This window comes from Rhizobium sp. RU33A (genome assembly GCF_900156055.1).
Classification (GTDB): Bacteria; Pseudomonadota; Alphaproteobacteria; order Rhizobiales; family Rhizobiaceae; genus Allorhizobium.
Window position 1 is genome coordinate 591343 of the sequence record NZ_FTMQ01000001.1, and the last position, 20517, is coordinate 611859.

The 20517-nt window shown below is 61.7% G+C and carries 19 protein-coding genes; 8 read left to right on the top strand and 11 right to left on the bottom strand.

Features of this window, described 5'->3' with window-relative positions:
• Positions 1–75: 75 nt before the first annotated feature.
• Positions 76–1248 carry a 4-hydroxybenzoate 3-monooxygenase gene (gene pobA, locus BW978_RS02875; RefSeq protein WP_076392020.1) on the top strand — a complete coding sequence of 391 codons (1173 nt, stop codon included), beginning with the start codon at positions 76–78 and terminating at the stop codon, positions 1246–1248.
• Positions 1249–1455: 207 nt separating this feature from the next.
• Positions 1456–2901, top strand: coding sequence for an aldehyde dehydrogenase (locus tag BW978_RS02880; RefSeq protein WP_076393159.1), 1446 nt, complete (start codon positions 1456–1458; stop codon positions 2899–2901).
• A gap of 64 nt (positions 2902–2965) precedes the next feature.
• Here the strand turns inward: BW978_RS02880 and BW978_RS02885 are convergent, their stop codons facing one another.
• Positions 2966–3478 carry a MarR family winged helix-turn-helix transcriptional regulator gene (locus tag BW978_RS02885; RefSeq protein WP_076392022.1) on the bottom strand — a complete coding sequence of 171 codons (513 nt, stop codon included), beginning with the start codon at positions 3476–3478 and terminating at the stop codon, positions 2966–2968.
• 165 nt (positions 3479–3643) lie between these two features.
• Between BW978_RS02885 and BW978_RS02890 the strand changes: the two genes are divergently transcribed.
• From BW978_RS02890 to BW978_RS02900, 3 genes are all read left to right on the top strand, one after another.
• Complete coding sequence (locus BW978_RS02890) at positions 3644–5200, top strand: AMP-binding protein (protein WP_076392024.1); 1557 nt, start codon at positions 3644–3646, stop codon at positions 5198–5200.
• A gap of 49 nt (positions 5201–5249) precedes the next feature.
• The gene (locus BW978_RS02895) at positions 5250–6077 is read left to right on the top strand and encodes a p-hydroxycinnamoyl CoA hydratase/lyase (protein ID WP_076392026.1); all 828 of its coding nucleotides are present in this window, start codon (positions 5250–5252) and stop codon (positions 6075–6077) included.
• 176 nt (positions 6078–6253) lie between these two features.
• A complete protein-coding gene (locus tag BW978_RS02900) occupies positions 6254–6445 on the top strand; it encodes a CsbD family protein (protein WP_076392028.1) in 192 nt (63 codons plus the stop codon).
• Positions 6446–6528: 83 nt separating this feature from the next.
• On the opposite strand, the gene BW978_RS02905 is transcribed toward BW978_RS02900, so the two are convergent.
• From BW978_RS02905 to BW978_RS02925, 5 genes are read right to left on the bottom strand one after another with little or no spacing between them, the layout of a single operon-like run.
• Positions 6529–8265: an acetyl/propionyl/methylcrotonyl-CoA carboxylase subunit alpha gene (locus BW978_RS02905; RefSeq protein ID WP_076393161.1), complete on the bottom strand. Its 1737-nt coding sequence runs from the start codon at positions 8263–8265 to the stop codon at positions 6529–6531.
• A gap of 47 nt (positions 8266–8312) precedes the next feature.
• On the bottom strand, positions 8313–9914 hold the full coding sequence (locus tag BW978_RS02910; protein WP_076392030.1) for a 5-oxoprolinase subunit B/C family protein: 1602 nt from the start codon (positions 9912–9914) through the stop codon (positions 8313–8315).
• Positions 9915–9921: 7 nt separating this feature from the next.
• On the bottom strand, positions 9922–10728 hold the full coding sequence (locus BW978_RS02915) for a putative hydro-lyase (RefSeq protein ID WP_076392032.1): 807 nt from the start codon (positions 10726–10728) through the stop codon (positions 9922–9924).
• A gap of 21 nt (positions 10729–10749) precedes the next feature.
• Complete coding sequence (locus BW978_RS02920) at positions 10750–11514, bottom strand: LamB/YcsF family protein (protein WP_076392034.1); 765 nt, start codon at positions 11512–11514, stop codon at positions 10750–10752.
• A 22-nt stretch (positions 11515–11536) separates the two neighbouring features.
• On the bottom strand, positions 11537–12796 hold the full coding sequence (locus BW978_RS02925; protein WP_076392036.1) for an NRAMP family divalent metal transporter: 1260 nt from the start codon (positions 12794–12796) through the stop codon (positions 11537–11539).
• 319 nt (positions 12797–13115) lie between these two features.
• On the opposite strand from BW978_RS02925, the gene BW978_RS02930 reads away from it, so the two are divergent.
• Complete coding sequence (locus BW978_RS02930; protein WP_076392038.1) at positions 13116–13766, top strand: GntR family transcriptional regulator; 651 nt, start codon at positions 13116–13118, stop codon at positions 13764–13766.
• A gap of 23 nt (positions 13767–13789) precedes the next feature.
• On the opposite strand, the gene BW978_RS02935 is transcribed toward BW978_RS02930, so the two are convergent.
• The 4 genes from BW978_RS02935 to BW978_RS02950 all read right to left on the bottom strand — a co-directional run bounded on the left by BW978_RS02935 (position 13790) and on the right by BW978_RS02950 (position 16904).
• Complete coding sequence (locus BW978_RS02935) at positions 13790–14548, bottom strand: SDR family oxidoreductase (RefSeq protein WP_076392040.1); 759 nt, start codon at positions 14546–14548, stop codon at positions 13790–13792.
• 76 nt (positions 14549–14624) lie between these two features.
• Entirely contained in the window at positions 14625–15134 is a 510-nt protein-coding gene (locus tag BW978_RS02940) for an acyl-CoA thioesterase (protein ID WP_076392042.1), read from the bottom strand.
• 97 nt (positions 15135–15231) lie between these two features.
• Positions 15232–16080: a hypothetical protein gene (locus BW978_RS02945; protein WP_076392044.1), complete on the bottom strand. Its 849-nt coding sequence runs from the start codon at positions 16078–16080 to the stop codon at positions 15232–15234.
• A 284-nt stretch (positions 16081–16364) separates the two neighbouring features.
• Positions 16365–16904 (bottom strand): histidine phosphatase family protein, encoded by a 540-nt coding sequence (locus BW978_RS02950; protein ID WP_244551873.1) that lies wholly within the window; start codon positions 16902–16904, stop codon positions 16365–16367.
• A gap of 265 nt (positions 16905–17169) precedes the next feature.
• Between BW978_RS02950 and BW978_RS02955 the strand changes: the two genes are divergently transcribed.
• The gene (locus BW978_RS02955) at positions 17170–18264 is read left to right on the top strand and encodes a glycoside hydrolase family 25 protein (protein ID WP_076392048.1); all 1095 of its coding nucleotides are present in this window, start codon (positions 17170–17172) and stop codon (positions 18262–18264) included.
• A 22-nt stretch (positions 18265–18286) separates the two neighbouring features.
• Here BW978_RS02955 and BW978_RS23490 read toward each other — a convergent pair whose 3' ends face one another.
• Complete coding sequence (locus BW978_RS23490) at positions 18287–18463, bottom strand: hypothetical protein (RefSeq protein WP_175616837.1); 177 nt, start codon at positions 18461–18463, stop codon at positions 18287–18289.
• 202 nt (positions 18464–18665) lie between these two features.
• Between BW978_RS23490 and treZ the strand changes: the two genes are divergently transcribed.
• Positions 18666–20513, top strand: coding sequence for a malto-oligosyltrehalose trehalohydrolase (treZ, locus tag BW978_RS02965; protein WP_076392052.1), 1848 nt, complete (start codon positions 18666–18668; stop codon positions 20511–20513).
• Positions 20514–20517 lie beyond the last annotated feature (4 nt).

Genomic DNA, 20517 nt, shown 5'->3' on the forward strand with positions numbered 1-20517 from the left:
ATGCGTCCATTGTTGACGGTCTCGCGCCCCGTCAAAACTTATCGAAAGACAATTGGCTGCACCGTGGGAGGAAACATGCGAACCAAAGTCGTCATCATCGGATCGGGCCCGTCCGGCCTCTTACTCGGCCAGCTTCTGACCAATGCAGGCATCGACAATGTGATCATCGACCGCGTCGGCAAGGACCACATTCTGTCTCGCGTGCGGGCCGGGGTGCTCGAAGAAGGCACCGTCGGCCTCGTGGACCGCGCCGGCGTCGGCGAGCGCCTGCATCGGGAGGGTCTTCCGCATGATGGTTTCTCCCTTACGTTCGACGGCCGCGACCATCGTATCGATCTCTTCGATCTGACCGGTGGCAAGCGGGTCATGGTCTATGGGCAGACGGAGCTGACGCGCGATCTCATCGAGCGCCGCGAGCGCGACGGTGGTGTGGTGATCTACGATGTCGCCAATGTCGTTCCTTCCGGTTTCGACGGCGACCAGCCCCATGTCACCTTCGAGAAGGATGGTGTGACCCAGCGCATCGATTGCGACTTCATCGCCGGATGTGACGGCTTCCATGGCGCGAGCCGCAAGGCAGTGCCCGAAGGCGCGATCAAGACCTTCGAGAAGATCTATCCCTTCGGTTGGCTGGGGATCCTCGCCGACGTGCCGCCGGTCAACCATGAACTCATTTATGCCAACCACCCGCGCGGTTTTGCACTGTGCTCGATGCGCTCCGAAACCCGCAGCCGCTACTATGTTCAGTGCTCGCTCGACGACAAGGTCGAGATGTGGTCCGACGATCGCTTCTGGGACGAACTGCGCCGTCGCCTGCCGGCCCATCACGCCGAGGCCATGGTGACGGGGGCGAGCTTCGAAAAGTCGATCGCGCCGCTGCGTTCCTTCGTCGCCGAGCCGATGCGCTTCGGGCGGATGTTCCTCGTCGGCGATGCCGCGCATATCGTGCCGCCGACGGGCGCCAAGGGCCTGAACCTTGCCGCATCCGACGTGTACTACCTGTTCGAGGGGCTTCTCGAGCACTACCAGGAAAAGTCCAACGCTGCACTCGATGCCTATTCGGCCCGTGCCCTGAAACGTGTCTGGAAGGCTGTCCGCTTCTCCTGGTCGATGACCACATTGCTGCACCGTTTTCCGGATACCGGAGATTTCGGCCAGAAGATCCAGGAAGCCGAGCTCGACTACCTCACCCATTCGAGAGCGGCGTCCACGGCCATGGCGGAGAACTATGTCGGGCTGCCCTATTGACGTCTCGTCCAGGCGGCACCACTTGTCAAAAAACAATTGTTTGCTAGACTTACAAAATAGAGCGGATCGGGGAGGTTGCCGGTCCGCTTAGGAATAACCTGCTCTCTGGAGGATCAAGACCTGATCGCAAGAGAGCAGGCGGGGCCGGCCGAAAACGACGGACCAATTTCTGAACCTGAAGATAATGGAGGAGGAAGATCCATGAATATGCATGTTTCGTTGTTGATCAATGGTGCCGAAAAGGCAGCCGCTGGCGGACGCACTTTTACCCGCATCAATCCTTTTACGCAGGAAGTGGCGACCACGGCCTCCGCCGCGAGCCTCGAGGATGCCAACGCAGCTGTAGACGCAGCTGCTGCGGCCTTCCCGGCCTGGTCTAAGACCGGCCCCGGTGAGCGCCGCAAGATCCTGCTCAAGGCTGCTGACATCATGGAATCGAAGACCGCCGAGTTCTCCGAACTCGTGGTCGCCGAAACCGGAGCCACCGGCCATTGGGGCGCCTTCAACGTCATGGTTGCTGCAAGCATGCTGCGCGAAGCCGCTTCCATGACCACCCAGATCTCGGGCGAGGTTATCCCGTCCAATAAGCCGGGTTCGCTGTCCATGGGCATGCGTCAGGCCGTTGGCGTCTGCCTTGGCATCGCGCCGTGGAATGCGCCGATCATCCTCGGCACCCGCGCAGTCGCCATGCCGCTCGCCTGCGGCAACACCGTCATCCTCAAGGCATCCGAGCAGTGCCCCGGCACCCATCGTCTGATCGCTCAGTGCCTCGTTGAAGCCGGCCTTCCGACGGGTGCCATCAGCGTCATCACCAATGCGCCCGAGGATGCAGCCCAGATCGTCGAAGCCCTGATCACCAACCCGGCGGTCAAGCGCGTCAACTTCACCGGCTCCACCAAGGTCGGCAAGATCATTGGCGAACTGTGCGGCCGTCATTTGAAGCCCGCTCTTCTGGAACTCGGCGGCAAGGCGCCGCTCGTCATCCTCGACGATGCCGATATCGACGCGGCCGTGAACGCCGCCGCCTTTGGCGCCTTCGCCAATATGGGCCAGATCTGCATGTCGACGGAGCGCATCATCGTCGATGAAAAAATCGCCGACGAGTTCGTCGCAAAGCTCGCCGCCAAGGCATCGAAGCTGCCGGCCGGCGATCCCAAGGGCCACGTCGTGCTCGGTTCGCTCATCAGCCTCGAATCCGCAAAGAAGATGGATGAGCTGATCGCCGACGCCGTTTCCAAGGGTGCAAAGCTCGTGGCCGGTGGCAAGCGCGAAGGCAGCGTCGTCGAAGCGACCTTGCTCGACAATGTCACCTCGGACATGCGGATGTATCAGGAAGAAAGCTTCGGCCCGGTCAAGCCGATCATCCGTGTGAAGGATGAGGAAGAAGCGATCCTCGTTGCCAACGACACCGAGTATGGTCTCTCTGGCGCCGTCTTCAGCCGCGACATCCGCCGTGCTCTGGCCGTTGCCGCCCGCATCGAATCAGGCATTTGCCACATCAACGGGCCGACGGTCTTCGATGAGCCCCAGATGCCGTTTGGCGGTGTCAAGGGCAGTGGCTATGGTCGCTTCGGCGGTAAGGCTGCCATCTCCGAGTTTACGGAGCTGCGCTGGATCACCATCGAAGATCCGAACCAGCACTATCCCTTCTGATCACGGAAATGAAACGGCCGCCTTTCAGGCGGCCGTTTTTCTTTCGCAGGCATGTCGACAACGGTCAGTCGACCTGACCGTTGCGCGGCACGATATCTGAATAGATTCGTTTGAGGCCGCCGATGAACGCTTCCAGTTCCTCGGGCGTAAATCGCGCGGTGAATCGCAACTCATGCTGTTTCTGGATGTTGCGGGCCTGTTTCAGGATCTCGGCCCCTGCCTCGGTCAGCAACAACTCTTGGCGCCGCCGATCGATGGGGGATGGTTGCCGTTCCAGAAGATCGCGGCTTTCCAGACGGTTCACCAGTGCCATCATCGTTGCCCTGTCCATGCTGAGCTGGTTTGCGATGTCGATCTGGCTTACCCGTGGATTTGCAGCAATCAGTTCAAGCACGGCAAACTGCTTCTGCGTCAGCCCGATGTCGCCCATGGCGGCCGTGTAGTCCTGGTAGATGGCGACATTCGCCATTCTAAGGTGAAAGCCGAGAATGTCGTTGAGGCGGCCTGTACGTAATGGTGAGCCCACTTCGAAGACATCGTCGTCATTCGCGGGCCTCAGGTCATTGTGTCGAGTCATGGCTCCTCTTCCAATCATGCGGCATCGAACTTGCGGAATCATTCATGATCACTTTCGACTGCAACAGTCAAATTGCCGCTTGTCAAACATTTGGAGGTCAATTAGTATGTTTAACATACAATTCGCCAAGGAGGCCCCTGAGGGGTGGCGATGAGGAGGACAAGCATGCAGCCTGAAATCAAGTCTGTTCTGGCAGGTACGGGAGCCGTCGGCCTTGAGACGGACGATCCCGTCATCTACCGCGCCCAGGTGACGCCGGAACGGCCGGCGGTCTACGAAGTGGCGACCGGCCGAACCCTGAATTATGGCACATTGAATCTGGCCGTGGCTCGCGCCGCATACCGGCTTCTGGAGATAGTGGGTGATCGTCCGCCCATGCAGCGCATCGCCTTTCTGGGGCGCAACTCCATCGAGCAAATCACCGTCTGCCTGGCGTGTCAGCGTGCCGGTCTGGTCTTCGTGCCCTTGAACTGGCGCCTCGGCGCAGCCGAACTCGGGCAGATCATCGCCGATTGCGAGCCTTCGCTGTTGCTGCATGATGCAGAGTTCGCGTCGGTCCTCGCCGAGATCTCCGAGGTAACGCCGCGGACCATCCCCGTTGAAGGCGAAGGTGGTTGGGCTGAGCTTGTCGCCACGGCACCGAGGGCGGAACCGGCCAGCATCGATGCGGATGCACCCTGCATCATGCTTTACACCTCGGGGACGACGGGGAGCCCCAAGGGTGTGGTCATCACACGCCGCAATGCCTTTGCCTCTGCCGTCAACTTTTCGCTGGTTGGTGAAGTCACCAGCCACTCCGTCACGCTCTGTGATCTGCCGTTTTTCCACACCATCGGTCTGGTTGCGATCGGCCGCACGACGCTGATGATGGGTGGACGCCTGGTCATCTCCGATCGCTTCATGCCGGACCGCACCCTTTCCGTTCTCGGCGATCCCGCGCTCGGCATCACCCACTATTTCGCGGTCCCGCAGATGGCCGCGGCCCTTCGAAACTCTCCCGCCTGGGACGCGAAGGCTCTGAAGGCGCTGCAGGCGATCTTCATCGGCGGCGCGCCACTGTCGCCGGCGCTGATCGAGACCTTCCTCCAGGACGGCATTCCGCTCGTCAACGGCTATGGCATGAGCGAAGCCGGCACGACGATTCACATGCCGCTGGATCGTGATGCGGTCGCGCGGCACCCTGGCAGCGTCGGCTTTCCCGCGCCGCTTCTCGCCGTCCGGCTGGTCGGCGATGACGGTCAGGACGTGCCGGATGGCCAGGTTGGTGAGATCTGGGTCAAGGGTCCCTCGGTCACTCCAGGCTATTGGAACAATCCCGGCGAGACTGCCCGGGCTTTTGTCGGCGAATGGTATCGCACGGGGGATCTTGGCCGACGTTCCGAAGGCGGCGTCATCTCCGTCCCGGACAGGCTCAAGGACATGTATATCTCCGGCGGGGAGAACGTCTTCCCGGCAGAGATCGAGGCCGTCATTGGCGCGCATCCCAAGGTAAGGGATGTTGCCGTGCTCGGGCTGCCCGATCCGAAATGGGGCGAATGCGGCGTCGCCTTCATCGTTGCCCAGGCAGACTTACCCTCTGCCGACGAAATCCTCGCCCATTGTGCCGATCGTCTGGCGTCCTACAAGCGTCCGGCCCGCATCGTCTTTCTCGACCAGATCCCGCGAACGGCATCCGGAAAGGCGCAGAAGCACATCCTGCGCCAGGCCCATGCCAACAGCTGAACACCTTCGACCGGGCGTGAGCCCCCACGAAATGCCTCAAGGAGCCATCATGACTGAGACAAACACCACGCCAGATCCGGTTCTGGTCGAATTCGATAACGGCATCGCCTTCGTCACGCTGAACCGTCCGGAAAAGCGCAATGCGATGAATCCGAAGCTCAACATCCGCATGCTGGAAGTGCTCGACGAATTGGAAGCCGATGATCGCTGCGGCGTCCTCGTTCTGCGTGGCGCTGGCCAGTCCTGGTCGGCCGGCATGGACTTGAAGGAATACTTCCGCGAGAACGACGGCAAGGGCCGTGCGGCCGTCCTAAAGAGCCGCCGTCAGTCCGGTGGCTGGTGGAACCGCCTGATGTATTTCGAAAAGCCGACCATCGCCATGGTCAACGGCTGGTGCTTCGGTGGCGCCTTCACGCCGCTGGTCTCCTGCGATCTCGCGATCGCGGCAGATGAGGCCACCTTCGGCCTTTCGGAAATCAACTGGGGCATCCTGCCGGGCGGTAACGTCACCCGTGCCGTGGCCGAGGTGATGAACCACCGTGACTCGCTCTATTACATCATGACGGGCGAGACCTTCGGCGGCCAGAAGGCCCGCGAAATGGGCCTGGTCAACGAATCCGTGCCGCTGGCCGATCTCGAAACCCGCGTTCGCGCCCTATGCGCCAGCCTGCTCGAGAAGAACCCCACTGTCCTGAAGGCCGCAAAGGATACGTTCAAGCGCGTGCGCAACATGCCCTGGGAGCAGGCTGACGATTACATTTACGCCAAGCTCGAACAGATGCTCTTCCTCGACAAGAGCAATGGGCGCGCTGAAGGCCTGAAACAATTCCTTGATGACAAGACCTATCGCCCCGGTCTCGGCGCCTACAAGCGCTGAGGAGTGGACTGAGAATCCAAAAGATCGGTGACGCGTGAGCGCGTCACCGGAACGATCGTCTCCCTCAAGCATTGTAGATGTAAGCGGATCGTAGAGCGGCTTAAGACGGACTTACCCGGCACCTGACCGGATAGCGACTTGAAAGCTGGGCGGTACCGCAAACAAGGAGAACGATTATGGGTTCCACATCCGACAAGATTTCCGGCAAGGCGAATGAACTGGCCGGCAAGGCAAAGCAGGCCGTTGGCGACGCTACCGACAATCACAGCTTGGAAGCCAAGGGCGCTGCCCAGGAAGCCAAGGGTCATGGCCAGCAGGCCAAGGGCGAGGCGAAAGACGCCGTGAAGAACGTCGTCGATAAGGCCTGAGCCTTCGATGTCCGAACATTTGGCCCGCCTCAGGCGGGCCTTTTGTCATTTAGGGGTGGAGACTTCTTGTGAAGCGCTTCGCCTTATCCTTCGTACCGCGCAATCTCATGACCGGCCTGCAGATAAGCGCCTGCCTCGGCCTTGAACCGGATACGACCGGCGCGCGCAGCCATCACCTGGGTTTCCATCTTCATCGCTTCCATCACGGCAATCAGATCGCCGGCCTGGACCTCGGTCCCGTCCTCGATCTTGAAGGCCTGCAGCGTACCGGAAATGGGCGCGGTGATGCTGTCGGCATCCTCGGCTTTCGCGGTGGCCTGTCCGCTCGCATTCGCACCAGCGCCGGCAAGGCCGCCAAGACCTGAAAGCAACACCGCCGGAATACCGAGTTCATGGCGCTTGCCGTCAATTTCCACATGGGTGCGGATCAGCGATGTGTCCGATAGCGGTTCCGGTCGTGGTGCGGATGCCAGAGTCTCGGCGAAATCCGTCTCGATCCAGCGCGTGTGAACACGAAAACCATCTTCACCGGTAAAGTCGCTGGCTTCCATCGCCGCGCGGTGGAAGGGGAGAACGGTCGCCACACCTTCGATCTTGAACTCGGCCAATGCCCGGCGCGCGCGGGCCAGCGCCTGCTCGCGCGTCGAGCCGGTCACAATCAGCTTCGCCATGAGAGAATCGAAAGTCCCGGGGACGGTCGAGCCGCTGACGACGCCGGTATCGAGGCGAACACCCGGGCCCGAGGGCGGATCGAAGCGGGTGATCGCACCCGGCGTCGGCAGGAAGCCACGGCCGGGGTCTTCAGCATTGATGCGGAACTCGATCGAGTGGCCACGCGGGGCAGGGGTCTCCAGCACCTCGAGTGCCTTGCCTTCGGCAATACGAAACTGCTCCACCACGAGATCGATGCCGGTCGTTTCTTCGGTCACCGGATGTTCGACCTGCAGGCGGGTGTTCACTTCCAGGAACGAGATGGTGCCGTCGACCCCGAGTAGGAACTCGACCGTACCCGCACCCGAATAACCGGCGGCTGCGCAAATCTTCCTGGCCGCGTCATGGATCGACTGACGCTGCGTGTCGGTCAGGAAGGGCGCTGGTGCCTCCTCAATGAGTTTCTGGTTGCGCCGCTGCAGCGAGCAGTCACGTGTCCCGAGGACGAGCACATTGCCGTGTTTGTCTGCCAGAACCTGCGCCTCGATATGGCGTGGCCGGTCGAGGAAACGCTCCAGGAAACACTCGCCACGACCAAAGGCGGCCTCCGCTTCGCGCACGGCCGAATGATAGAGCTCGGCCACTTCCTCCATCTTCCAGGCGACCTTCAGGCCGCGTCCGCCGCCGCCATGGGCGGCCTTGATCGCGACGGGAAGCCCGTGCTTCTTGGCAAAAGCAATGACCTCTTCGGCGGTCTCAACCGGCCCGTCGCTGCCTGCGACCAGTGGAGCACCCACCGACTGCGCTATCCGCCGTGCCTCGACCTTGTCGCCGAGCGCTTCGATGACTTCAGGGTCCGGGCCAATCCACGCAAGCCCCGCCTCCTGCACCGCGCGGGCAAATTCCGCCCGTTCGGAGAGGAAGCCGTAACCGGGGTGGACCGCATCGGCTCCTGACCGCCTCGCAATATCGATGAGCTTTTCAATGTCGAGATAGGTATCCGCCGGGCGGCTGCCACCGAGACCATAGGCCTCGTCTGCAAGCTTGACGAACAGCGCGTCCATGTCGGGGTCGGCATAGACGGCAACGGACTGGAGCCCGTAGTCGCGGCAGGCGCGGATAATGCGCACGGCAATCTCGCCGCGATTGGCAATCAGCACTCTCTTCATCGGGGTCTCCTCACTGTCTTCTTGGGCGTCCATCGCGGCGGTCGGCGTCATGCCCTTTCGGGCACGATCTCGGCGAAGCGCGTAATGGGCCGGAACTGGATTTTTGCATTCACCGGGATCTGCCCGGCGAGATCGAGATGATATTCGGCAACCGTGCCGATGACGGGATAGCCGCCGGTCAACGGATGGTCGGCCAGGAACAGAACCGGTTGACCGCTATGCGGAACCTGGATCGCGCCGGTCGCCGTGCCCTCGCTTGGAAGCTCCGCCTTGTCCTTGCGTTCGAGCGGTTCCGGACCGGACAAACGGATACCCACACGGTTCGACTGTGGCGTCACGGCGTAGACCTGGGATGAAAGCGTCTCGATGCCTCGTTCGGTGAACCAGTCGCTGCGTGGCCCCATGACCACGTCGAGCGTGACGATTTCGCCCGGTGCGGGGCAGTCGAAGGCCGGCCTCTCGGTCAGCGATACGGGGGAAAGGTTGTGCGCGGACGTACCAATCGCAAGCACCGCGCCCAGACCAACCGGCTCTGGGCCCACGACGGCCAACGTATCGGTCGATGCGCTGCCGAGAACCGGCGCCACGTCGATACCACCGCGAAAGGCGAGATAGCTGCGCGCGCCTCGGGCGGCAAAGCCGAGCGTCACACGATCGCCGGCTTCGAGCGAGATGGGCTGATAGCTGGACGCCTCCGTCACACGGCCCTTCGCGTCCTGGATGGAAATCGGGCAGGGAGCACCCGTCAATGCCATCACACCGGGGCCGGAGATCTCGAACGAGAAACCGCCCAGCGCAATTTCGAGACAGGCGACCCCGACAGGATTGCCGACGGTGCGGTTCGCAGCCCGGAACGCGCCCTGGTCCAGCGCACCGGCCGACGAGACGCCTTGCCCCGTCTGACCGAAGCGACCGAGATCCTGTACCAGCGCCGGCATCGGGGCGGCCATAACCTTGATGGAGGTGGATGCCGAATGCTCGATAACAAGGGGCTTTGCCGCATTGGACGGGACCGAGACAGTGACAGGCTGTGTCCGTTTGGCCAGATCGAAAAAGCGGACGCGGTATCCCGGCTGGAAGAGGGCCGGCGGTTCGCGCGTCAGATCCCACATTTTCAACGGCGTCGTGCCGATGATCTGCCAGCCACCGGGGCTCGCCTGCGGATAGACGCCGGAGAATGCACCCGCGAGTGCAACGGAGCCGGCGGGGATCTTCGTCCGAGGGCTCTGGCGCCGCGGTACCTGCAGCATCGGATCGCCGCCGACGAGATAGCCGAAGCCGGGAGCAAAGCCGCAGAAGGCGACTGTGAACTCGCTCGCGGTATGTCGTTCGATCACCTCCGCAATCGACAGGCCCGTCAAATCAGCGACATCCTGGAGATCCTCCCCGTCGTAGCTGACGGGGATCTCGACCAGCATGTCGGATGGCGGGATCTTCGCCGAGAGGTCGCGCTTGCTGATCGCCGCCGCCAGCCTTTCCGCCGTCAGCGTCTCCGGACGAAAGCGGATCATCAATGTGCGCGCGGCCGGCACGATGTCGACGACACCCTCGACCGGGTCCGCCTCCAGCGAGGCGAAGAGTGCGAGCGTCTCGTCGAGATCCTTCAATTCGACGATCAGAACGGTCAGGCTGACGGGAAGAAAACGCATCTTGGCCTCAGGCGTGATAGGCGGAATCGGGAATGTCGGTGATAAACATGTGACCCGGTGCATGGGTGATGGCAAACGGAACCTTCGACGCCATGACCGCAGCCTGGGGTGTGACCCCGCAGGCCCAGAAGACCGGCACTTCGCCCGGCTCGATCCGCACGGCATCGCCGAATTCCGGTTTGCCGAGATCGGCAATGCCGAGCTCTTCCGGCGCACCCACATGCACGGGCGCACCATGCACGGCCGGGAAGCGGCCCGAAATGGTGGCAGCATCCGCCACGCGCGCAGCCGGGATAGGGCGCATCGAGACGACCAGATTGCCTTGCAGTCGACCTGCAGGCCGGCAGGCGCGATTGGTCAGGTACATCGGCACGTTCGACTTGTCGGTGATGTGGCGGATCTCGATGCCGGCCTCCATCATCGGCGTTTCGAAGGTGAAGCTGCAGCCGATCAGGAAGCTGACGAGATCGGGATGCTCCGCCCAGGCTGCACTTGCGTCCGACACCTCCTCGGCAAGTTGGCCGTCGCGCCAGATCCGATAGAGCGGCACATCGCGGCGCAGATCAGCGCCCTCGGCAAGCACGGTCGCATGCGAGCCCGGATCGGACACGTCGAGCACGGGACAGGCCTTTGGATTGCGCTGGGCATAGAGCAGGAAGTCGAAGGCCCAGTCGCGCGGCAAGACGATCATGTTCGCCTGTGTAAAGCCCGGTGCTACGCCGGATGTCGGCTCGACGGCACCCGCGCGATAGCGTTCGCGGGCTGTCCGTGCGGCGCCTGTATCGACATGGCGCAGAGTATCGAGATCGATCATCGAAGTCTCTCCTTGCGGATATCAGCGCGTCAGGAAGGACCGCACCGCGATGCCGTCCTTCTCGAAGGCCAGTCGGATCTCCTGAGCGATCGCGACCGCACCAGGGCTGTCTCCATGCACGCAGATCGATTGCGCATCGATCTTGATCGTGGACCCGTCGATCGCCTCGATCGTGCCCTCATGCGCAAGCTGCAGCATGCGTTTTGCGATGAGGCCCGCATCATGCAGCACCGCACCGGCATCACGGCGCGACACCAGTGCGCCAGCAGGCGTGTAGGCACGGTCGGCGAAAGCCTCAGCGACCACCTTCAGCCCCGAGGCACGCGCCAGATCGAGGATGGGCGAACCCGCAAGCCCCATCATCACCAGATTTGGGTCAATGGCCCGGATGCCGTCGATGACGGCCTGGCCATGTTTGGCGTCATGGGCGATGCGGTTGTAGAGCGCCCCATGCGGCTTGACGTAGCCGACTGTGACGCCTGCTGCTGCCGCCACGCCTTTGATTGCGCCGATCTGGTAGATCACATCGGCGATCAGTTCCGCCGATGTGACATCCATGTCGCGCCGGCCAAAGCCGACGCGATCCGGGTAGGAGACATGCGCCCCAACCGAAACACCGCGCTCGGCGGCAGCCTTCACGGTCTTCAAAATGCCGACGGGATCGCCGGCATGAAAGCCGCAGGCAACATTGGCGCTGGAGACGATGGAGAGCATCGCCTCGTCGTCGCCCATGGCCCAGGCGCCATAGCTTTCACCAAGGTCACTGTTCAGATCGATGGCAGTCATGTCGTCCTCCCTGTTCTCGTTCTCAGGCCGCAGTCAGCAGCGCGAAGATCGGCCCGATCGACTTGTAGCCCATGTACCAGGTGAGCGCGCAAGTAAGGGCCCCCAGGATCAGCAGCCAGCGCGGATAGCGATAGCCGCCCATCAGGTCGGAGCGCGCCCAACCGGCATAGATGAAGATCGTTAGACCGATCGGCAGGATGAGGCCGTTCAGACCACCGACGAAGACCAGCATCTGCGCCGGCGGCGTCGTGATGATGATGTAGAAGAACAGCGAGACGGCGATGAAGATAACGGTCGCGATGTTGCGGGCGCGTTCGGTCATGTCCTTCTTGAAGACGGTGACGAAGGACACCGAAGTATAGGCCGCGCCGATCACGGAGGTGATGGCGGCTGCCCAGAAGATCGCCCCGAAGATGCGCATGCCGACATCGCCGGCCGCAGCCTGGAAAGCCTGGGCCGCGGGGTTCGCAACCTTGCCGGTGACGTCGATTGCGACACCGCTGGCGACGACGCCGAGGATGGCAAGGAACAGCACGTAGCGCATGACGCCGGTGACGGCGATGCCGGTGAGGGCAGCGCGGTTCACAGCGCCGAGGTTCTCGATGCCGACCGTGCCCTTGTCGAGCAGGCGATGCGCGCCGGAATAGGTGATGTAGCCACCGACGGTACCACCGACGATCGTGGTGATCGTGGCAAAATCAATGGTGCTCGGCAGGAAGGTCTGGAAGAAGGCATCGCCGACCGGCGGCTGCGAGACGATCGCGACATAGACGGTCAGGACGATCATCAAAAGGCCGGCAACCACGATGACGCGGTCGATCGCCACACCTGCGCGGTGCGACAGGAATATGCCGATGGCGATCAGCGCGCTGATCGATCCGCCCAGCTTGGGGTCGAGGCCGAGAAGCGCATTGAGGCCGAGACCGGCGCCGCCGATATTGCCGATGTTAAAGAACAAACCGCCGACGATAACGAGGATCGCCAGCACATACCCGGTGCCGGGAATGGCGGCGTTCGCGATGTCGGAGGCGCGCATCTTGGTCAGCGTCACGATCCGCCAGATGTTCAGCTGCACGACGAAGTCGATCAGGATCGAGGCGAGGATCGCGAAGGCAAATGCGGATCCAAGCTTGGTCGTGAAGGTGGCTGTCTGGGTGATGAAGCCCGGTCCAATGGCAGAGGTCGCCATCAGGAAGATTGCGGCGATCAAGGCGCCGCGGCGCGTCTTGGCGGACATACCGCCGGATGCGGCTCCCTCGGGAGCTGTCGATGTCTGTTCCATGTTACCCTCTCGGTTGACCTGTCCCGGCTTGCGCGGGGCTTGTTGTTCACCTGCAGGGCCAGCCTCTCGTGGTTTCACAATTCTGTCAATATTGTTCAACGATTTTATTTTATCGTTCTACTTGGCTGCCTTAATGTTGAGCAATTTGATGCTCGGATAAGCAGATTCCGAATCTCCAAGAACAATTTTTGGCCGTGATTGGCTCCCGCCTTGCTGCGATTTCGCACATGGACGATAAGGCAGCGAAGCTGTCCACCGATCGTCGCTTCGGGATGGCTTGTGAAGCTGCACCGGTCTGACCGGCACCTGGGGAATGAGCATGGCAGAGACGGAAACGACAGCGGCATTGGCGCCACGCCTGGCGGAAGCAATTCGCGACAGACTGATCAGCGGAGAGCTGAAGCCTGGACAACGCTTGTCTGAAGCTGCCCTGAGTGCCGATTTTGCTGTGTCTCGCAATTCGCTGCGCGAGGCATTCCGGCTACTGACCAAAGACGGTCTGCTTCAGCATGAACCGAATAGGGGTGTCTTCGTCGCAACGCCCAGCATGGCCTCGATCATCGATATCTACCGCGTTCGCCGCCTGGTCGAGTGTCAGGCACTGTCCAATGCTTATCCCAACCATCCGGCAGTTATTCGCATGCGGGTGGCAGTCGAGACCGCCCGTGCGGCGAGCAAGCTCAACGACTGGACTGCGGTCGGTAGCGAGAACATGAAATTCCACGCAGCAATCGTCGATCTAGCCGATAGTGAAAGACTGACGGGCTTTTATGCGCAGATCGCCGCTGAACTCCGCCTGAGTTTCGGTCTGCTCAAGGAACCCGAACTGCTGCACGCACCCTATGTCGAAATGAACGCTGCCATTCTAGAAAAGCTTGTGGCAGGCGAACCGAAGGGAGCCGCCGCCGCCTTGGAAGCCTATCTCCTGCAGTCCGAACGGACGGTGCTGGCGGCCTTCTCGCGGATCTGAAGACGCAACGCCCAGGCTCGCGTTCAAAGGGAAGCTGTAATGCCTCCGTCCACATAAAGGATGTGGCCGTTGACGAAGGACGACGCGTCGGACGCGAGAAAAATGCAGGCCCCAGCCAATTCCTCGACCTTGCCCCAGCGTCCCGCCGGCGTGCGCTTCGACAGCCAGGCCGTGAACTCCAGATCTGCAACGAGGGCTTCGTTGAGCGATGTCTCGAAATAGCCAGGCGCAATCGCATTGCATTGCAGCCCATGGCGCGCCCAATCCGTCGCCATGCCCTTTGTGAGGTTCCCGACGGCTCCCTTGGTCGCCGTATAGGGCGCGATCGTCGGACGCGCGAGGGCCGTCTGGACGCTGGCGATGTTGATGATCTTGCCGCGCCCGCGTCCGATCATGTGACGGGCGACGGCCTGGCCGACATTGAAAACGCTCGAGACATTCGCGGCCAGCAGCCTTTCGAAGGCCTCAGGCGGGAAGTCTTCAAGCGGCGCCCGATGCTGCACGCCGGCATTGTTGACGAGGATGTCAATCGGACCGACTTCCGACTCGAAGCGATCGACCGCCTCGCGCACGGCCATGTGATCAGTAACGTCAAAAGGCAGAATCCTGGCTCCGGGCCCGAGCTTGGCTGCTGCCGTCTCGAGCTTGTCCAGGCCACGGCCGTTGAGCACGATTTCCGCGCCGGCCTGTTGCAAGCCGGAGGCGAGGGCAAAGCCGATGCCCTGCGAAGAGCCTGTCACCAGCGCGCGCCGCCCCGAAAGATCAAAGAGCTTCTGCATCATTTCCAACTCCACCATGCACCCCAGCCACCGCGGACTTGGTCAAAGGTGTAACAAAGTCAAGCAAATCGGGTTTGCCTCATGCGATTGGAAGGGTTTCTTCTGCGGTCTGGCTCGCCTCTCTGAAGCGCGCCTCGAATTCCAGCCGCAGTGCCCGGCGGGTTTCCGCAGCGCGCTGTCGACGCTTGCGAACCTCTGTTTGCGGCATGTAAATCGGTACCGCCGTCGGTCTGCCTTCGGCATCGACGGCAACCATGGTGAAGTAACAGGAGTTGGTGTGCCGCCGCTCGCCGGTCCTGATGTTTTCGGCCTCGACCCGAATGCCGACCTCCATTGATGTCCGGCCGGCATGGTTGATCGAGGCCCGGAACGTCACGAGCTCTCCGACATGGATCGGTTGGCGGAACACGACCTGATCGACCGAGAGGGTGACCGCATATTGCTGCGAGTAGCGCGAAGCGCAGGAATAGGCCACCCGATCGAGCAGATTGAGCAGCGCGCCCCCGTGCACCTTGCCGGAAAAATTGGCCATGTCCGGGGTCATCAGGACCACCATCTCCAACTGGCTGGTGTCGTGCGTCGTGTCCATGAGATCCCTCTGCCCTCTATTGCGGGACAATCCTATTGTGCGCCTCCACAAAGACGCAAGTGGCAGACGTCATCGCTGAGATTGCAGGCGCTGACAATCAGGCGGCGAATGTCCGTTCGCCGTCTGCGTGATCGGCCGTCTCTGCCATCCATCCCCAGAAGGAGAGGTGGAAGTCACGGATCTCGTTCAGCATTTGCGGGGTAAGCGCGGTTCGATGCGAGCGGCGGTCCTGGAGCACGAACCCTCGGGCTTCTGCTCCGTTGACGACATTGCGCAGATGGGAGTGGGAGATGCCGAGCCTCTCGGCGAGCTGTCGCGTGTCGAGGAAAAACCAGTGTGTCTCCTGTTCGCCGGCATCCTCATAATGAGCCCGAAGAAGCGCAAGCGCGATCCGGTCGCCGCAATCGAACCGGTCGAACCAGGACCATGCATCCTGGCCGTGGGTCGTGTGCGACCTGACCCGGTCGAGCATCAGCCTCGCCGCCGCAATATAGCGCAGTGCGAAAACCTCGTCGCTCTTCAGTCGGTGCGTGCTGCCGGTCGGCAAGAGCCCGGCCACTTCCGCGCAAGTCATGTGATGCGACAGCCAGGTCTTCAGACCGTCGAGCAGAGGTGGCTTGGCGAGCAAGATCCTTGTTCGACGGTCTCCCTCATGATCGACCGCCTCGATGAAGCGGGCAAACCGGAGCAGTGCGAAGAAGGTGGAGAGCGTTCTCGACCGTCCCATCTCCGCCTGGATGCGCGTCAGCGTCGGCCGCTCGCCGAGCCCGAGTTCGGCCTTGCAATGCATCACGGCAAGCAGGCCCGCTGCATGGGACTGAAGGTTGCGGCCGAAGATCTTGTTTATTAGTTTTTCGCCGAAATGCATGGGCAGAATGCTGTTGGCACAATATCGGATCGCGTCTTCATAGGCCTGATCGTCCAGCCGTGCCCGCCATGCATCCATGCTTCGTCGCCCCCATCGTCACCGAACAAAGCTATCACGCTTTCCCGCACACTGCCGTGACAGCGATTACACCGCGGCAGCGGCATCATTGAAACGGCAGAATGCGCGGGGACACCGATCGATGCAGATTTTAGACTCCCGTCATGTCCGCATTTGGAGAAGTATGCGACCGCCGACCCTGCCGGCGCGTCCGCCGGGGCATGTCTGGATTGCCGCCGCACCTAAGCCTGTTTCAAGTCATTTCATCACGCGCGGTCCCCATTTATGCCGCACGATTTTTCCTGTCATGCCCCGGCGGATTGCCGGCCGATAACGCTGATCGCGCCGGATGCATTCATGGTCGTGAAGACGAGCTCGCCACTGCGCGGAACGATCGATGTCAGCCCCGTGATGTTGACTTGATGCGTGACGAGCACCAGAGGCAGGTCGCCCGGACTGCTCGACAGCCAAGCCCTGAGCGCTTCCGTCTGCGTCGCCCCGTTCTCCGGCAGGCCGAAAAAGGAATTGAGAAGCGGCTGCGGCGACACCGGTCCGAGGTCCATCAGACGTGCGGTGTCGAGACACCGGCACCATTCGCTCGAATAGACCGCCGCCCTGTCGATCCCCTTTTCGCGCAGCAAGGAGCCGATGCGCTGCGCCTGGGTCCGGCCCTCATCGGAGAGATTGCGTTGCGTGCTGCAATCGCCCAGGCGCATGCCCGGAGGATCGCCTGTCCCTGGCGCGATCGCATGCCGGAGAAGCACGAAGGCGCGCCTGGTGCGCAGTTCTTCCCAGGGATCGGCACTGCGCGCCGGCTTGCTCGCCAGCACGAACAAGGAAGTCATCAGAAAAGAGCGTCGCGAAGGCATGGCGGTCGTTCCCTGGGCTCAAGATATCATTTTCTTCGTTCTACGGTGTCCGAAGCCCTGGGGATTGCGCCGAGGCTGCACATCTGTGTGAACGGACAGTATTTGGCGTCACATCATCGAAGCCTGATGCGGCCCGTAAAGATTGCATTCACCTTTTCCCGGTAAAGCTTTGTTAGCAATTCCCAGAGGCCCCGGGTGTCCGACTTCGAATGCGCCCGGCATTAGTTTTGAGTTCTGTGCCATGCGTTCCAAGGTCGTCCCCTCGCTCCTCATCGGCTGTTTGGTGCTTGCCGGCTGCAGCGCTCGGACCAATCCGATAGACGCCTTGCAACTTCGGTCGAAGCCGGCACCTGAACAGGTTCAGACTGCAGCAGCCCCGACACCTGCCGTCGCTGTCAACGAGCAAACGGGCTCCATTTCATCCGTCGCATCGACATCCGGCCGTGATCCGCAGGCTTTGTCCTGGGCTGGGGACACGCCGAACCAGGCGCATTTCGATACGCCGTCCTTGACGGCCGGCATGCCCGTACCCGATCAGCGGCCAATGGCCATGCTGTCGTCCCCGATACGCGCGGTCCTGGCACCCCGGGACCCGGCAGCGCGGTCCAGCGGACGTCATCGTGTCTACAATCAGCGCTTCAGCGACGCCAAGCCGATCAATTTCGGCAAGGTGGCACCAAAACATCATGCCGTACACGGCGTCGACGTTTCGCGCTGGCAGGGCAACATTGACTGGCAGACGCTGCGCAGCCAGGGCGCCAACTTCGCCTATATCAAGGCGACCGATGGCGGCGACCATCTCGATCCGATGTTTCGCACCAACTGGGATCGGGCCAAGGAGGCCGGCGTAAAGCGCGGCGCCTATCACTTTTTTTATTGGTGCCGCGTGGCCTCGGAGCAGGCGGACTGGTTCATCCGCAACGTGCCGCGTGATCCGGATGCCCTGCCGCCCGTCATCGACGTCGAATACAATGGCGAATCCAGCTGCCGCTTCCGCCTATCGCCGGAAAAGGCGCGCGAAAAGATGCAGGTCTTCATGGATCGTCTCGAGCGGCACTACGGCAAGCGGCCGGTCATCTACACGGCCCCTGACTTCTATAAGGACAATCTACGCGGCCACTTCCTCGACTATCCCTTCTGGCTGCGCTCGGTCGCGGCCCATCCGTCCAAGGTTTATCCGGGCCGCAAATGGGTCTTCTGGCAGTATTCCGGCTCCGGTCTCTCTCAGGGCGTCAACGGCAAGATCGACCTGAACGTCTTCTATGGCTCGGTTGCTGACTGGCAGAACTGGGTTGCAGGAAAGAAGAGCTGGGAGAGGGTCGCGGGCCTGCGCTGAGGCCCGCGTCGACATCACGGTGTCAGATTGGCGACGGCTCCGTCACAGGCGGATCGCGCGTCTCGTCGGGATTGGGCGTCGGCAGCTCGTCCGGCAGGAGGTCCGGCTGCGGTTCCTCGATAGGGACTTCCGGAGCCCAGGTGGGAGCGGGCATCGGGGGCTGGTCGTCATAGGGTGTCGAAGGGTTTGGGGTCGTCATGATCATCTCCCTGAGAGCCGCCCGCCGCAGAATGCGGTCGGGTTCGGCGTTATAAAGAAGCAATCCCGCCGCCCTCGACTTTGTTCCTGAAAACCCGGCCGCCCTCATTGCCGCCGTTCCACGCTCCTCGCATCCGTGCCGGAACTTTCCGCTTGTCCATATTGTTCGATCCACCGGATGAACCGAGCAAGAGGGCGAGTGGATGGACGAACAGCGATCAAAGCCCGAAGACGAGCGGCCCATCGATCCGGAGTACAGGGTGTTTCCCAAAAGCTGGGGCCCGGAATACATCGCCGCAGGTGAGGTTCGGTTTCGCCTGTGGGCCTCAGGCATCGAGACACTGAACCTTCGTCTGATCGATGAAGAGGTGCCGATGACGGCCATGGGCGATGGCTGGTGGGAGCTTCTCGCGACCAATATTGCACCCGGTACGCCTTATGCTTTCGTGCTCCCGGATGGGACACATGTGCCCGATCCCGCCGGCCGTGCTCTCGAAAAAGATGTCCACGGTCCATCGCTCGTCGTCGACCCGACCGCCTATCGGTGGAAGGCCGGGGCTTGGAGGGGCCGTCCATGGTCTGAAGCCGTGGTCTATGAAATCCACGTGGGTACTTTCACCGACGAGGGCACCTTTGCTGCGGCGGCAGCGAGATTGCCTGCCCTCGCAGATCTCGGGGTGACGCTCATCGAACTTATGCCCGTTGCCGCCTTCGGAGGCGAGCGGGGCTGGGGTTACGACGGCGTGCTGCTCTACACGCCCCACCCGTCGTATGGATCGCCCGATGACATGAAGGCCTTCATCGATGCCGCCCATGGCCTCGGTCTGATGGTCATGCTCGATGTCGTCTACAATCACCTGGGGCTCGATGGAAATCACCTGCAGGTCTACGCGCCGGATCTCTTCATGGCTGAAGGCACACCCTGGGGACCGAGGCCGGATGTATCCCGCAAGCCGATGCGTGACCTACTCCTGGAAAACGCGCTCTATTGGCTGGAAGAGTTTACCTTCGACGGCCTACGCATAGATGCCGCTGACCGGATTGAAGACGCAGACAGCGAAGAGCATTTCGTCGAGGAGTTGGCGCTTCTGATCCGCAAGACTTTGCCGGGGCGCCACGTCCATCTGGTGGTGGAAGACAGTCGGAACATCACGGCTCTGCACGAGAGAAGCGAGGACAACGCGGTCCGCCTCTATGACGCGGTCTGGAATGATGGCTATCACCACCTCATCCATGCCTGGGCCACTGGCGAGCACAGTGGGCATTTTAAGGTTTTCGCCGATAACTTCTGGCCGCGCATCGCAAAGACGCTTGCAAGCGGCTTCGCCATCCAGGGGGAACTGATCGAGGGCAAGGGCGATGCGCTGGTCGGCGAACCCAGTGGACACTTGTCACCTGTTACCTTCATCAACTTTCTGCAGAATCACGACCAGATCGGCAATCGCGGCCGAGGCGATCGCTTGTGGAGCCTGATCGACCCCGATCTTGCCGAGCGGCTGATGGTGATCCTGCTGCTCGCGCCCCAGATCCCATTGCTCTTCATGGGCGATGAATTTCGATCACGTGGCAGGTTCTTCTTTTTCAGCGACTACCCTGAAAATCTCGATCAGAACGCTCCCGAGGATCGACTGCGGGAAGCCAGGGCTTTCGGCACGCAAGACCTCCAGCTTAGAGAACTTCGCGACCCGAATGACCTCGACACCTTCATCGCCTCCAAGCTTGACTGGCGGGAGGCTGAGGCGGAACGAGGAATGGAGTCACGGACCGTCTGTCGTGACCTGCTCGACAAACGAAAGCGTCACCTGATGCCCTTGCTTGCAGATGTTGGCGGCGGCGTCGGCCACGTACTGATGGCGGAGGAGGGAAGGCTAGCAATCGACTGGCAGTTGGGGGAGCATCGCTGGCAGTTGCGGGCAAATTTTGGTGATGAGGCAACGACCCTGCCGCCGGTTCACGGTGCTACCATCCATGTGATGCCGCCAAACGCTCACGCGGACATACGGGATCTCTCTCGCTTCCCCGCCAGAAGCCTGATCGTCGCCTGCGGCTAGCAGG